Genomic DNA, 13200 nt, shown 5'->3' with positions numbered 1-13200 from the left:
TTTGTTTAAACTTTTTGTATATTTGCTAAACAAATGAAAGAGATAAAAAAAATTACAATTATAGGTTCTGGGTTTTCTTCACTTGCTGCTTCCTGTTATTTAGCGCAAAGCGGTCACGATGTTACCGTTTATGAAAAAAATGCAACAATTGGAGGAAGAGCACGACAATTAAAAATGGAGGGTTTCACGTTTGACATGGGGCCAAGTTGGTACTGGATGCCAGATGTGTTCGATCGTTTTTTTGCTGATTTTGATAAAAAAACTTCTGATTATTACGAGTTAATAAAGTTATCACCGGCGTATCGTGTGTATTACGGAATCGATGATTTCATTACCATTGCGGATAATTTAACCGATATAATATTTGCTTTTGAAGCGATTGAAAAAGGTAGCGGAAAAATATTAAATGATTTTATGGCTGAGGCCAAAAGCAATTATGACATTGCCATAAAAGATTTAGTTTACCGTCCGGGAGTTTCTCCACTGGAGTTGATAACTGTTGAAACGGCTAAAAAAGTAGGACAGTTTTTCAGTAACATCAGTAAAGATGTTCGTAAGAAATTTAAAAATGAACGATTGATTCAAATTCTGGAATTCCCAGTTTTGTTTCTTGGTGCAAAACCATCCGATACGCCTTCGTTTTATAGTTTTATGAACTATGCCGATTTTGGTCTTGGAACCTGGCATCCTAAAACTGGAATGTTTGATGTGGTTCGTGCCATGGAAAGTTTAGCAAGAGAATTAGGAGTTACGTTTCACACGAATTCAAATATTGAAAAGATAATTGTTGAGAATAAAACAGCTAAGGCTTTAGTGGTAAATGGCGAAACAATTGCATCTGATTTGATTTTGAGCGGTGCCGATTACCATCATACCGAAACATTATTGGATCAGGAACATCGTGCGTATTCTGAGAAATATTGGAACAGCAGAGTTTTCGCACCTTCGTCATTATTGTTTTATGTTGGTTTCAATAAAAAAATAGATAATATTTCGCATCATGCATTATTTTTTGATGTCGATTTTTATCAGCATGCCAAGGATATTTATGATGAACCACAATGGCCTAGTGAACCGTTGTTTTATGCCAATTTTCCATCAGTGACAGATAAAACTGCTGCTCCTGAAGGAATGGAATCTGGCTTTTTCTTAGTGCCTTTGGCCCCGGGAATCAATGATACTGAGGCATTACGAGAAGAATATTTTGAAAAAATAATAGATCGTTTTGAAACGTTAACACAGCAAAGCGTGAAAAATAATATTATATTTAAAAAATCATTTTGCAAAAACGACTTTGTTTCAGAGTACAATTCTTATAAAGGAAATGCATATGGAATGGCGAATACATTATTGCAAACCGCTTTTTTGAGGCCTAAATTAAAAAGTAAAAAAGTAAAGAATTTATATTTCACAGGTCAATTGACCGTTCCGGGACCAGGTGTTCCGCCAGCATTAATTTCTGGAAAATTAGTGTCAGAATTAATTAATAAGCAATTTTCAGAGCAATAATATGAAGCAATTATTTGATGATGTATCTTTTAAATGTAGCAAGCTAGTTACAAAAAACTATAGCACCTCTTTCTCTATGGCGGTTTACATGTTGTCGCCAAGTATAAGAGATGCCATTTATAGTATTTATGGATTTGTTCGTTTTGCAGATGAAATTGTAGATTCATTTCACGGTTTCGATAAAGAAAGTTTAATCACGGAGTTTGAGGATGAGTATTACAAATCAATGGATAGAGGAATCAGTCTGAATCCAATTTTGAATTCTTTTCAGCAAACGGTAAAACAATACAATATCTCGGATGATTTAATTCAAGCTTTCTTGAGAAGTATGAAATTAGATTTAATCAAATCCGATTACAACAGCAAAGCCGAATATGATGAATATATTTATGGTTCCGCTGATGTGGTTGGATTGATGTGTCTTAAGGTTTTTGTTGCCGGTGATAATAATCGATATGAGCAACTAAAAGACGAAGCCATGCGATTGGGTTCTGCTTTCCAGAAAGTTAATTTTTTGAGAGATTTGAAAGATGATAATTTGGTTTTGAACCGAAACTATTTTCCAGGTGTAGACTTGAATTCATTCGATGAAAAAGCTAAAACAGCAATCATCAATGAAATTGAAGAAGATTTTAAAGTCGCCTATCAAGGAATTGTGAAATTGCCAATTGAAGCTAAGTTTGGCGTTTACACCGCATTTGTGTATTACAAAAAACTATTGAAAAAATTAGAAAACACGCCTTGTCATGAAATTGGAAATGCAAGAATTCGAGTTTCTAATTATACTAAAGCGGGTCTTTTGGCGCAATCTTTTGTGACGTATAAATTAAAATTGGTATAAAATAATACCAATTTTGAAAAGTATATTTTTAATTAAATAAAAAAACAATGATTTCCTTTTTAATCTTTTTGGGTGTTTTCCTTTTCATGGAATGTGTGACCTGGCTTACGCATAAGTACATTATGCACGGTTTGATGTGGTATTTTCATGCCGATCATCACCAACCTAAATACGCCAATGTTTTCGAACGAAATGACATTTTTTTTGTGATTTTTGCCATTCCCAGCATCGTTCTTTTCTACTTTGGCGTGCAAGGCGGAATGAATTATTTGTTTTTCATTGGACTCGGAATCACATTTTATGGATTTTGTTATTTCATGATTCACGACGTCTTAATTCACCAACGATTTAAGTGGTTCAAAAACACCAATAACAAGTATTTAATAGGCTTGCGAAAAGCACACAAAGTACATCACAAACATTTGGGTAAGGAACACGGCGAGTGTTTCGGAATGTTATTTGTGCCTTTCAAGTATTATAAAATGTAACAATTCCATTTGGGCGTGACCCGCTGAAAAAGCTGGTCGGGCTGTACGTTCCCGCTTTTTTATAGGTAGTCTCGTTCAAAAAAACGAGACCACCTATAAAAAGAGCTCCACTGCCATCCCTCACGCACAATTCCGTAAAGTTAAAGAGATTTTTGGATGAAGATTAATGATTTTTGTCCTGAAGCTTCGGGAGCAGATTTCTGAAAATCCTTAAAAGCACGTTTGAAAATCTTAAATCAAGAATCGTTAATCAAAAATCTTAAATATTTTTAGATGAAACTCTATAAAAAAGAAACCGTTCAGCATGTAAATGCAACTTTAGAAGAATGTTGGGCTTTTTTCTCCAGTCCACGTAATCTTCAAAAAATCACACCAGAAACGATGGGTTTCGAAATCACTGATTTCGATAATAAATCCATGTACGCAGGGCAAATAATACAATACAAAGTGTCACCACTTTTGGGATTGAAATTGCCTTGGGTTACTGAAATTACATTCGTAAAAGAGAATAGTTATTTTATAGACGAACAACGTTTTGGACCTTACGCACTGTGGCATCACAAACATTTTTTTGAAGCTACTGAAAACGGAGTGAAAATGACTGATTTGGTTCATTATGCGTTGCCTTTGGGTTTCATCGGTCGCATTATGAACACACTTATCGTAAAGAATAAATTGAAAGCCATCTTTGATCACAGACGTGTTATGGTAGATCAAATGTTTAACTCAAAATAATGGTGAAACAAGAAGTATCTTTTTTTTGGTTCAGACGCGATTTGCGTTTAGAAGATAATATTGGATTATTCCATGCTTTAAAATCCAAATGCCCGGTTATTCCATTGTTTATTTTTGATGATTCCATTTTAGACAGTTTACCAAAAAACGATGCTCGAGTAGGTTTCATCCACGAATCACTTTCGAAAATAAACACGCAATTACAAGAAATAGGAAGTTCTCTTTTGGTAAAAAAGGGAAAAACTCTGGAAGTTTGGCAATCGCTGATTCAAGAATTTGATGTTAAGGAAGTCTTTTTCAACAAAGATTACGAGCCATACGCAATACAACGAGACATTGTTATTTGTGAGATTTTGGAAGCTAACAATACCATCACTTATTCTTTTAAAGACCAAGTAATTTTCGAAGAGAAAGAAATCACAAAAGCTGATGGATTGCCGTACACGGTTTATACTCCTTTTAAAAATAAATGGTTAGAAAAATACAAATCAATGGCTCCGGTTCCAGAATACGATGCCACGGATATGTTTTCTAATTTTCATAAAAATAGTTTTACTTTTTCAACATTGGAACAAATAGGTTTCGAAGAAAGTCCAATAAAAGTAAAGCCGCACAATTTAAAATTCATTGTAAATTATCACGATATAAGGGACTTTCCAGCCTTGGACAAAACCTCATATCTTTCGCCACATCTGCGTTTTGGAACCGTAAGCGTCAGAAAATTAGTCAATTGGGCATTTCATAAAAATGATGTTTTTTTGAGTGAATTGATTTGGAGAGAATTCTTCATGCAAATCTTATTCAGTTTCCCAAAAGTTGTTACGCAAAACTTCAAATCAGCGTATGATGGGATTCAGTGGCGCAATGATGAAGAGGATTTCAAGCGATGGTGTTCGGGAACAACTGGATATCCTATGGTTGATGCCGGAATGCGTCAGCTCAATGAAACAGGATACATGCACAACAGAGTCCGAATGGTCGTGGCGAGTTTTCTCTGCAAGCATTTATTGATTCAGTGGCAATGGGGTGAGGCTTATTTTGCTCAAAAACTATTGGATTACGAATTGTCTGCCAATGTAGGAAACTGGCAATGGGCAGCAGGAACCGGTTGTGATGCTGCGCCTTATTTCCGTGTTTTTAATCCGGAAATTCAACAAAAAAAATTCGACGAAAAAGGAATCTACATCCGAAAATGGATTCCAGAATTTGATTTAGGATATGGAAAACCAATGGTAGAACACGCCATGGCTAGAGACAGAGCGATTGCAACTTACAAGGCCGGAATTTTAAAATAAAAGATACAAATTGAACAGATTGATAACCTGTTCAATTTGTATTTCCTTTTTCCAGTAGGTACAGAAAAGGATATTTGTTTACTATTGAATTAATTTCTTCAGCATTCCCTCGAAAATAAATCCATGAAACGGTAAAACAGAATACCAGTATAATTTTCCCCAAATTCCTTTTGGTCTGAAAGTCGCCGCTTGATACAAAGTATTTCCGATAATTTTAAATTCTAACCAAGCTTCACCTGGTAATTTCATTTCGGCAAATAAGATTAGTTTTCCCTCTTCTTTATTGGCATACAAAACGCGCCAAAAATCTAAGGCATCACCAGAATGTATATCATGACGATTCGTTCTTCCTCTTCGGGAACCCACGCCACCGTATAATTTGTCTATAAAACCTCGTAAATCCCAAAGCCAATCCCCATAATACCAACCCGAATCGCCACCGATGGACCAGATTCTGCTGATGGTAAAATCGCGGTCAATGATTTCCATTTTACGGCGGTCGATGTAGCAATCTTTTTTTGGAACTTTTAAATATTCCGACATATTGCTGCTAAAACGCCCGCTGATTAAGGAATCTTTCCAACTTGAAGCTACTTTGTCTTCGTCTACTTTTATCAAAGCACGGGAAAGCGCTTGTTTGTAAGTCATAGGCGTAACATTCAATAAAGCATTGATTCGGTTATCACTGCAAACCACTTCGACTTTCATACTGCTAACCAGTGCTGATGCGAGTCTATACGATGTTGAGGTTACAAAATACAACCAATAAGAGGATAATTTTGGAGTCATTATTGGGACAGTAAAAATCCATCGCTTTAGTTTTTTTGCTTCTGCAAAACCCAAAAGCATTTCTTTGTACGTTAAAATATCCGGTCCGCCAATGTCAAAACTCTGATTGTAGGTAAGCGGATTTAATAAAGATTTGGATAAAAAATCAAGAACATCCGGAATTGCAATCGGCTGGCATTTTGTATTGAGCCACTTTGGAGTAATCATAATGGGTAATTTATTCACTAAATCCCGAATGATTTCGAACGATGCACTTCCGGAACCTACAATAATTCCAGCTCGTAAAGTTGTCGTGGCAAACGTTCCAATATTTAAAATTTCTTCTACTTTTTTTCTCGATGATAAATGTTTGGACAGCGATTTATCATTGACAATGCCGCTCAAATAAATAACTTGTTTTGCTTTGGTTTCATTCAATCGTTGCACAAAATTCAATGCTGATACACTTTCTAATTCATCAAAATTATTAGCGGATCCTGACATGGAATGAATCAGATAATAAGCGGCATCAATAGCATCTGGAATGGCTGTCAATGTTTCTTGTTTGAGAAAATCGACTTCAATTACGGTAACACTTTTTTGAAATTCTATGGGACAATAAAACCTGTTTTTATCTCTTACACAACAGATTATTTCATGTCCTTGTGCCACCAACAAAGGCAAAAGTCGCTTCCCGATATAACCTGTTGCGCCTGTTAAGAGAATTTTCATGATTTTGTGTTTAAATGATAAAAATTAACTCAGTTTATTAGAAACCAAACTGATAAATTCTTTTCTGGTTTTGTCTTTTTCGAAAGCACCGGTGAAAGATGATGTTGTGGTAACTGAGTTTTGTTTTTGAATCCCTCGCATTTGCATACACATGTGTTGGGCTTCAATCACAACCGCTACACCAAGTGGATTCAAAGCGTCCTGAATACAGTTTTTAATCTGGTCTGTCAATCGTTCTTGTACTTGCATTCTTCTGGCAAAAGCATCTACGACTCTTGGTATTTTACTTAAACCTACAATTTTTCCATTTGGAATATAAGCGACATGTGCTTTTCCAAAAAACGGCAACATATGGTGTTCACACATAGAGTAAACTTCGATGTCCTTTACCACAATCATTTGTTGATGGTCTTCGGTAAACATTGCCGATTTTAATATCTCTAATGGATCTAATCCGTAACCATGAGTTAAATATTGCATGGCTTTGGCAACACGTTCCGGTGTTTTTTCAAGACCTTCTCTAGTTACATCTTCTCCTAAATTTTCAATTATTACTCTATAATTATCAGCTAAAGCTTCCGTTATTTCAGTATCGTATTGTTCGATTTTTTCGTAACTTTTCATTTCTTTTATCATGGTGTTCTGTCTTTCAATATTAAGTTTGGCTAATTATTTTATTGGATGTTTTTAATTTTTTTTATAAACCATTAAGAGATTAAGAAAAGTTAAGTACACTTTCTAAATAAACTTAATTCCTTAATGGTTTAAAAACTTATTTTCTAGATGATAAATAACAACTTCTTTAGATTTTAAAAGTCACTATTCCGTAATCCATCTCGAATATCTGACCTGAGATTGATTTCGCATTTTCCGAAATCAGGAAGTTTGCCATATTCGCTACTTCTTCCGGTTTCAAATAACCTTTCATCGGGTGGCGTTCCACCATATTTTCTTTCATTCGATCATTTCTTAAAATACCTGCCGAAAGTGATGTTTCGGTAATCGTGGGAGCAATGGCATTGATGCGTACTACCGAAGCCAATTCTGCTCCCAGCGATTTCACTAATCCTTCAATTCCTGCTTTTGCGGTAGCAATACTAGCATGAAACGGCATTCCTAATTTTGCGGCTACGGTGCTAAACAAAACAATCGATGGATTAGTTCCCTTTTTTAAAACAGGTAAATATTTCTGAATGGCTTTTACTGCGCCAATGACATTAATTTCAAAATCATTTCTAAAATCATCGATACTAAGACTTCCGATGGGTTTCAAATTGATAGAACCCGGACAGTAAATCAAGGTATCAATAGTTTCAATTTCCGGAAGTGCATCCTGCAAAACATCTGCAGAAAAGTGTTTCAGATTGGGATGTGTGATATCTGGAGCGTTTCGGCTGATGTTGTACACCATGTTTGTCTCTAATTGTTGCAACAAAATGGCACTGCCAATTCCCTTACTACCACCTATGATTACTATGTTTTTCATTTTTTATATGTTGTTGTTTTAATAGATTACGGTTCGCTAAACCCTAATTTTTATCGCTTAGAAATCTTGTTGTTGTTAATTTGTCTTTGCATCGTACATTTAAAACGCCCTTCTCGAAAATCCCTCAATTTTTCATGTTTTGTTTTGCGGCCTTGCACTCTTTCGCGCCACATTCTAAAACTCGAAGGTTTCATTTCGGTACGCATCAGGTCGATTACTTCTTGTTCTTTTAATCCAAATTGCATTAAAATCGCATCAAAAGTGGTTCGGTCTTCCCAAGCCATTTCTATGATTCGGTCTTTGTCTAAATCGGTAAGTTCTTTTTTTACAGTCACGATATTTTATTTATTTGAAATTGCTTTTGTTTTTGAGATTGCTTTTGAAAAATTATTCACTGTCGCCAATATCGGCCATGGTGTGTAATTTTAATATGCGTGAACTTTCCTCTTTTACCAATGGATTTTTCTTCATTTTCCATAAAAAATCACTGGCAAATTTCCTCGTTCGTTCCATATTTACAATTGGTTTCGGATAGCTGATGCCTATTTCGAAATCATTAAATTTCTGGTCTAAATAGGTCATTTTATATGGTTCATGTATAAAACCTCGTGGCAAATTGCGTAATTCCGGCACCCATTTTTTTATAAATTCACCATCAGGATCGTGTTCGTAACTGTTCTTTATTGGATTATATATACGTAACATATTGATTCCGGTTTCACCAGCCTGCATTTGCAACTGCGGAAAATGAATTCCAGGTTCAAAATCCAAAAACATTTGTGATAAATGTTGTGTGGCTTCTTGCCAAGGCTGCCATAGATTATGTGTAAAAAACGATACTAACATGGCACGCATTCTAAAGTTCAAATAACCGGTTTCATTCAAGCAGCGCATGGAAGCATCGATTAACGGAAATCCTGTTTTTCCTGTTTTCCAAGCTTCAATATAATTTTCATTGACTTTCTTTTTCATCGAATGAAAACCTTTATTGACACTTTCAAACTCCATGATTTCTTCCATTTTAAATTTTTGAATGAAATGTGCCTGCCAAGTAAGTCTGGAGATAAAAGAATCAATTTGTTTTTTATGGCTGCACGTCAATCGGAACGTAGCTGCTTTTTGCAAAACTTGTCTGGATGATAGATTTCCCCAAGCAATGTATGGGGATAATCTGCTGCAACTTTTTCGAGCCAATAAAGGTTTCGAAATATGCGAACTATAATTATGATAGCGCTCGTCAAAGAAGTTTTGTAAATATTTGCCAGCCATTGTGCTACCTCCCTTTTGAAAAATAGTATCCGGAACAGTTTCTAAATTTGTCTTTTCTAATGCTTTTTCGAGTTCGGTTATTGCTTCTGTATCGAGGAAATTTTCTGCTTTCGAATCAAAAATGAATTGTGGTTCATTCATGTATTTTTCCCACTTTGAAACCCAGTTTGTTCTGTTTATTAACGCTCTAAAAATTCCGTTATTGGTGTTTTCAACCCAATTTATTTGATTGTTTTTACAAAAACGTTTGAAGGTTTTGTCTCTTTCATAAGTGATTTTTAGTCCCGTTTCCTGATGCGAAAAAACCGTGTCTATTTTATAGATTTCTTGTAGGGTATTGAAAACCGGAAGCACTTCAGAAGACACCGCTAAAACATGTGTATTCGATTGTTCCAGTTGTTTGTTGATATCTACAAGCGATTGTTTGATGAAATTCCAATGTCTCGGGCTGTAATGCGAATCATTTTCTAAAGATTTTTCGAATACGTAAAGCAACAAAGTAGGAGTGTTAGTTTTTAGGGCATTAAAAATCGCTTCGTTATCCTGTAAACGAAGGTCTCTTTTAAACCAAACCACATTGATATGTTTCTTGTTTGTATTCATTTAATTTTTAAAATAATTGTTGTTGCAACCATAATTTCTGGAATTTTGATTGCCCGTCATAATTCTCGGCCTGTAACTTAATATTGAATTTTCTATCTCTTGGGTCGTTGCCAACTCCTGAAACATACATCCAATTCCCGTAATTGCTGTGTACATCGTAATCAATAAGCATCGCTTCAAAATAAGCCGCTCCTATGCGCCAATCTAACAAGAGATTTTTTGCAAAATAGGAACCTACATTTTGTCTGCCACGATTGCTCATCCAGCCTGTTTGTTGCAATTCAATCATATTGGCATTTACAAAAGGCTCTTCAGTTGTGCCGTTAATCCAATTTTTTATCGCTAATGGATTGTTTTTCCAATCGTATTTTTTGTCTAAAATCCCTCCAATTTTAAAAATCGAATTCCCGTTTTTCATCGAAACGTATTTAAAATAATCTCTCCAAATCAGTTCAAAAATCAACCAATACGTAGAATCATTTTTCTCGATTTGTTGCTCGTATTTGACAATCTCCCAATAAATGGTTTTCGCCGAAATTGAACCGTTTGCCAACCAAGGAGAAAATTTCGAACTAAAATCAGTGCCAATTAATCCGTTGCGAGTCAATTTATAAACACTTAGTTTTTTGGTTTCCCAAAAATATTGCTCCAACCTTTGTAACGCTTCATTTTCACCACCACGAAAAGGAAAAGCTGTTCTGGAATCCATTTGAAAGTCAGTAAATCCTAATGTTTCCATCGTAGGAATTACAGTTTTATTTGCGATCCAATTTTCTTCAGACATCTGTTGAACTGCAAATTCAGGTCTGACTTTTGTCGATTTTTCACACTGATTTCTGAATTGTGTAAAAACATTTGGAATCGATTGAATTTCAAACGGAATGTCTTCAGGATGAAATAAGAACTGATTGTAAGTTGCTTTAAACGATACTGAACCCGATATTTTCGATTTGATATTATATAAAACTTCCATTTCTTCACTCGTCCATTCTTCTTGGAAGTAAACAGAATTGATTTCATTTTGAGTTACAATTTCCGGAATAGAATCTTCGGGTTTTTGATGATACACCAAAAGAGGAATATTCAATTTTTCCAGATTTTGTCTCAATACTGTCACAGACTCAATTAGAAATTTGGCTCGAAATTTTTCTGTTTTTTTAAAACCAAATCTTGTTTGTTCAAAGTGTCTTGGATCAAAACAATAGACGGCAATTACTGTGTCATTTTCTTGTATCGCATTTGTCAAAGATTCATTATCATGGACTCTGAGATCATTTCTAAACCAAACTAACCCTTTTTGTTTCTCTTGCATTTTTCGCTACAATATTTGACTTCCTTCCAAACTTTTTCCCATTTTTTCCGCCAGCTAAAAGGTCGGTTACAAACCAAACACATTTTTGAAGGCAGATTTTCCTTTTTCACTAGTTGTATTTTTGATATTCATTGACAACAATTGTCGCTTTCAAATCAAACATTAAATTGTATAACCCAAAGAACGTTCTGTTCATATAAATGAAATGTTTGGAACCTCGATTGCCATTCATTTTTCTAAGATTGGTATCTTTTGAAAATCGTTCGCCCAATTGTGCGATGCTTTCAAAGAATGCTGCGTCCGAGAAATCAAACGTTTCGGTTTGAAAAGGTTTCGTGAACAGCGATAACAAATCGTAAAACATTTGAGTAAAATATTCCACTTCCTCTTTGGAATCATCCGCTCTAAGGATTTCCAATTCGAATAATTTTTGACTAAAAAGTTTCTTGTTGTCAATCACTTCTTTGTTTATTAATTCGAAATAAGGAATATAAAAGTCATTGGGAATTTGTTTCATACAACCAAAATCCAATGCTACTAATTGGTTTTTATCGTTTACCAAGAAATTTCCAGGATGCGGATCAGCGTGTACTTTTCTTAAAATATGAATCTGATACATATAGAAATCCCATAAAGCCTGACCAATTTTGTCCGCGATTTCTTGATTGTCATTTTTATTAGTAAATTCCGATAGATGAATTCCTGTCATCCAATCCATCGTGATAATCTTCTCAGATGAAAATTCAGAATAGTAATTTGGGAAAACCAGATTCTCAATCTTTTTACAGGCTTCAACCACTTCTTGGCTTTGTTTTAATTCCAATAAATAATTGGTTTCCTCAATCAATTTGTCCTCCACTTCCTTGAAATACTTGTCAGAATCTTTTCCTTGAAGGTTAAACATTCTGATTGCAATGGGTTTTACCAAAGCCAAATCAGATGAAATACTATTGGCTACGCCAGGATATTGAATTTTCACAGCCAGTTTTTTTCCGTCTTTTACTGCGAGATGAACTTGTCCGATACTTGCGGCGTTAACGGAATTTGCGTTGAACTCATCAAAAATCTCATACGGTGTTTTGCCAAAATTTGTCTTGAACGTTTTCAATACTAATGGAGCCGAAAGTGGCGGAACAGAAAACTGTGACAATGAAAATTTTTCTACATAAGCCTGTGGCAAAAAACTTTTGTCCATACTTAGCATTTGTGCGACTTTGAGCGCACTTCCTTTCAAACTTTTTAGTCCGTCATAAATATCTTCGGCATTATCTTCGTTGAGTTTATCACGAGTCAAATCAGAATTAACCATTTTTTCTCCGTAGTATTTTAGATAATTGACGCCAACTTTTGCACCGGTTTGCACCAGTTTTGTGGCCCTTTCAATTTTTGAGGTAGGAATGTAGTCTATCGTTTTCATTACTTGTTGTATATTTTTTCTTTGAAAATAAATTTTCCAAAGTCTATTAAGCTATCCAGCGGTGCAATATTCATTAATTCAAAAGAGGCTTTTACAGACTTCTCAATATAGATATCAGTTTTTTCAAAAGCTGGTGAAGAATCATCCAACCAGAATTTTAGCGTCAATAAAAGTTGAATCCATGACGTTTCCTGAAACGCTTTCTCCTGGAATTTTTGAATTTTTTCTTGTTGCGTTCTAAAGTCGTCTGAGATTATTTCGATAAGATAATTTTTAAAACTATTTCTAAGTTCAGAAAGCTGCATCAGTTTTTTTAATTGATTGTTGTGTTCTTTTAAAACGAGCACGACATAACTTCTGTTCGCAGTTAGAATTTCAAAAAAAGTAAAGTAGAAGCTGAGCATTTTACTTTTCATATCATACATCTCATATTCCTTGTTTTTGTTGAGCAATTCTACCGTTTTTTCTAAAAACATTTTAAAAATCTCTTTTTCGATGCTTTCTATTGTTCCAAAAAATGAATAGAATTCCGCTTCCGTAAAGTCATTTATTTTTGCAAAATGATATACGGATTTCGGTTTTTCACTATGATCGAGAACATAGTTCATATAAAGTGAAACTATTTTGTCCTTTGTTAGTATTATTTTTTTAGCAGCCATTTTTAGTATATTTCAAATTAAAGTATAAAGGTATGAAATGTTTAACTATATATTAATAAAGTTAAACAAAATTTAATATAATTTTA

Annotated in this window: 14 protein-coding genes; 5 read left to right on the top strand and 9 right to left on the bottom strand. The window is 34.6% G+C overall.

Features of this window, described 5'->3' with window-relative positions:
* The first annotated feature begins 33 nt into the window (after window positions 1–33).
* The 5 genes from CLV00_RS15835 to CLV00_RS15815 all read left to right on the top strand — a co-directional run bounded on the left by CLV00_RS15835 (window position 34) and on the right by CLV00_RS15815 (window position 4868).
* Entirely contained in the window at window positions 34–1509 is a 1476-nt protein-coding gene (locus CLV00_RS15835) for an NAD(P)/FAD-dependent oxidoreductase (RefSeq protein ID WP_099716077.1), read from the top strand.
* 1 nt (window position 1510) lies between these two features.
* The gene (locus CLV00_RS15830) at window positions 1511–2350 is read left to right on the top strand and encodes a phytoene/squalene synthase family protein (protein ID WP_099716076.1); all 840 of its coding nucleotides are present in this window, start codon (window positions 1511–1513) and stop codon (window positions 2348–2350) included.
* A 47-nt stretch (window positions 2351–2397) separates the two neighbouring features.
* Window positions 2398–2838 carry a sterol desaturase family protein gene (locus tag CLV00_RS15825; protein ID WP_099716075.1) on the top strand — a complete coding sequence of 147 codons (441 nt, stop codon included), beginning with the start codon at window positions 2398–2400 and terminating at the stop codon, window positions 2836–2838.
* Window positions 2839–3111: 273 nt separating this feature from the next.
* Window positions 3112–3573, top strand: a complete 462-nt coding sequence (locus CLV00_RS15820; RefSeq protein ID WP_099716074.1) for an SRPBCC family protein — start codon at window positions 3112–3114, stop codon at window positions 3571–3573.
* Window positions 3573–4868, top strand: a complete 1296-nt coding sequence (locus CLV00_RS15815; RefSeq protein ID WP_099716073.1) for a deoxyribodipyrimidine photo-lyase — start codon at window positions 3573–3575, stop codon at window positions 4866–4868. Before CLV00_RS15820 ends, CLV00_RS15815 begins: the two co-directional genes overlap by 1 nt.
* Before the next feature lie 81 nt (window positions 4869–4949).
* Here the strand turns inward: CLV00_RS15815 and CLV00_RS15810 are convergent, their stop codons facing one another.
* The 9 genes from CLV00_RS15810 to CLV00_RS15770 all read right to left on the bottom strand — a co-directional run bounded on the left by CLV00_RS15810 (window position 4950) and on the right by CLV00_RS15770 (window position 13114).
* Complete coding sequence (locus CLV00_RS15810) at window positions 4950–6368, bottom strand: SDR family oxidoreductase (protein ID WP_099716072.1); 1419 nt, start codon at window positions 6366–6368, stop codon at window positions 4950–4952.
* Between the two features lie 24 nt (window positions 6369–6392).
* Entirely contained in the window at window positions 6393–6992 is a 600-nt protein-coding gene (folE, locus tag CLV00_RS15805) for a GTP cyclohydrolase I FolE (protein WP_099716382.1), read from the bottom strand.
* Between the two features lie 178 nt (window positions 6993–7170).
* The gene (locus tag CLV00_RS15800; RefSeq protein WP_099716071.1) at window positions 7171–7854 is read right to left on the bottom strand and encodes an SDR family NAD(P)-dependent oxidoreductase; all 684 of its coding nucleotides are present in this window, start codon (window positions 7852–7854) and stop codon (window positions 7171–7173) included.
* 50 nt (window positions 7855–7904) lie between these two features.
* Complete coding sequence (locus CLV00_RS15795) at window positions 7905–8189, bottom strand: TIGR03643 family protein (protein WP_255409053.1); 285 nt, start codon at window positions 8187–8189, stop codon at window positions 7905–7907.
* A 52-nt stretch (window positions 8190–8241) separates the two neighbouring features.
* Window positions 8242–9726: a cryptochrome/deoxyribodipyrimidine photo-lyase family protein gene (locus tag CLV00_RS15790; RefSeq protein ID WP_099716070.1), complete on the bottom strand. Its 1485-nt coding sequence runs from the start codon at window positions 9724–9726 to the stop codon at window positions 8242–8244.
* Window positions 9727–9733: 7 nt separating this feature from the next.
* Window positions 9734–11038, bottom strand: coding sequence for a DASH family cryptochrome (locus tag CLV00_RS15785; RefSeq protein WP_099716069.1), 1305 nt, complete (start codon window positions 11036–11038; stop codon window positions 9734–9736).
* On the bottom strand, window positions 11014–11148 hold the full coding sequence (locus tag CLV00_RS15780) for a DUF2256 domain-containing protein (protein ID WP_099716068.1): 135 nt from the start codon (window positions 11146–11148) through the stop codon (window positions 11014–11016). Before CLV00_RS15780 ends, CLV00_RS15785 begins: the two co-directional genes overlap by 25 nt.
* Complete coding sequence (locus CLV00_RS15775; RefSeq protein ID WP_099716067.1) at window positions 11148–12455, bottom strand: AarF/ABC1/UbiB kinase family protein; 1308 nt, start codon at window positions 12453–12455, stop codon at window positions 11148–11150. The genes CLV00_RS15780 and CLV00_RS15775 overlap by 1 nt, the downstream gene beginning before the upstream one ends.
* Window positions 12455–13114, bottom strand: a complete 660-nt coding sequence (locus CLV00_RS15770) for a TetR family transcriptional regulator C-terminal domain-containing protein (protein WP_099716066.1) — start codon at window positions 13112–13114, stop codon at window positions 12455–12457. The genes CLV00_RS15775 and CLV00_RS15770 overlap by 1 nt, the downstream gene beginning before the upstream one ends.
* Window positions 13115–13200 lie beyond the last annotated feature (86 nt).

The sequence above is a fragment of the Flavobacterium sp. 11 genome (assembly GCF_002754315.1).
Lineage (GTDB): Bacteria > Bacteroidota > Bacteroidia > Flavobacteriales > Flavobacteriaceae > Flavobacterium > Flavobacterium algoritolerans.
The sequence above is the reverse complement of the archived record's forward strand: the minus strand, read 5'-3'. Positions and strand labels throughout refer to the sequence as shown.

Bases quoted from the DNA above. Each gene is read 5' to 3' on its own strand.
- CLV00_RS15835 (WP_099716077.1), top strand. From the start codon at position 34: ATGAAAGAGATAAAAAAAATTACAATTATAGGTTCTGGGTTTTCTTCA.
- CLV00_RS15830 (WP_099716076.1), top strand. From the start codon at position 1,511: ATGAAGCAATTATTTGATGATGTATCTTTTAAATGTAGCAAGCTAGTT.
- CLV00_RS15825 (WP_099716075.1), top strand. From the start codon at position 2,398: ATGATTTCCTTTTTAATCTTTTTGGGTGTTTTCCTTTTCATGGAATGT.
- CLV00_RS15820 (WP_099716074.1), top strand. From the start codon at position 3,112: ATGAAACTCTATAAAAAAGAAACCGTTCAGCATGTAAATGCAACTTTA.
- CLV00_RS15815 (WP_099716073.1), top strand. From the start codon at position 3,573: ATGGTGAAACAAGAAGTATCTTTTTTTTGGTTCAGACGCGATTTGCGT.
- CLV00_RS15810 (WP_099716072.1), bottom strand. From the start codon at position 6,368: ATGAAAATTCTCTTAACAGGCGCAACAGGTTATATCGGGAAGCGACTT.
- folE (WP_099716382.1), bottom strand. From the start codon at position 6,992: ATGAAAAGTTACGAAAAAATCGAACAATACGATACTGAAATAACGGAA.
- CLV00_RS15800 (WP_099716071.1), bottom strand. From the start codon at position 7,854: ATGAAAAACATAGTAATCATAGGTGGTAGTAAGGGAATTGGCAGTGCC.
- CLV00_RS15790 (WP_099716070.1), bottom strand. From the start codon at position 9,726: ATGAATACAAACAAGAAACATATCAATGTGGTTTGGTTTAAAAGAGAC.
- CLV00_RS15785 (WP_099716069.1), bottom strand. From the start codon at position 11,038: ATGCAAGAGAAACAAAAAGGGTTAGTTTGGTTTAGAAATGATCTCAGA.
- CLV00_RS15775 (WP_099716067.1), bottom strand. From the start codon at position 12,455: ATGAAAACGATAGACTACATTCCTACCTCAAAAATTGAAAGGGCCACA.
- CLV00_RS15770 (WP_099716066.1), bottom strand. From the start codon at position 13,114: ATGGCTGCTAAAAAAATAATACTAACAAAGGACAAAATAGTTTCACTT.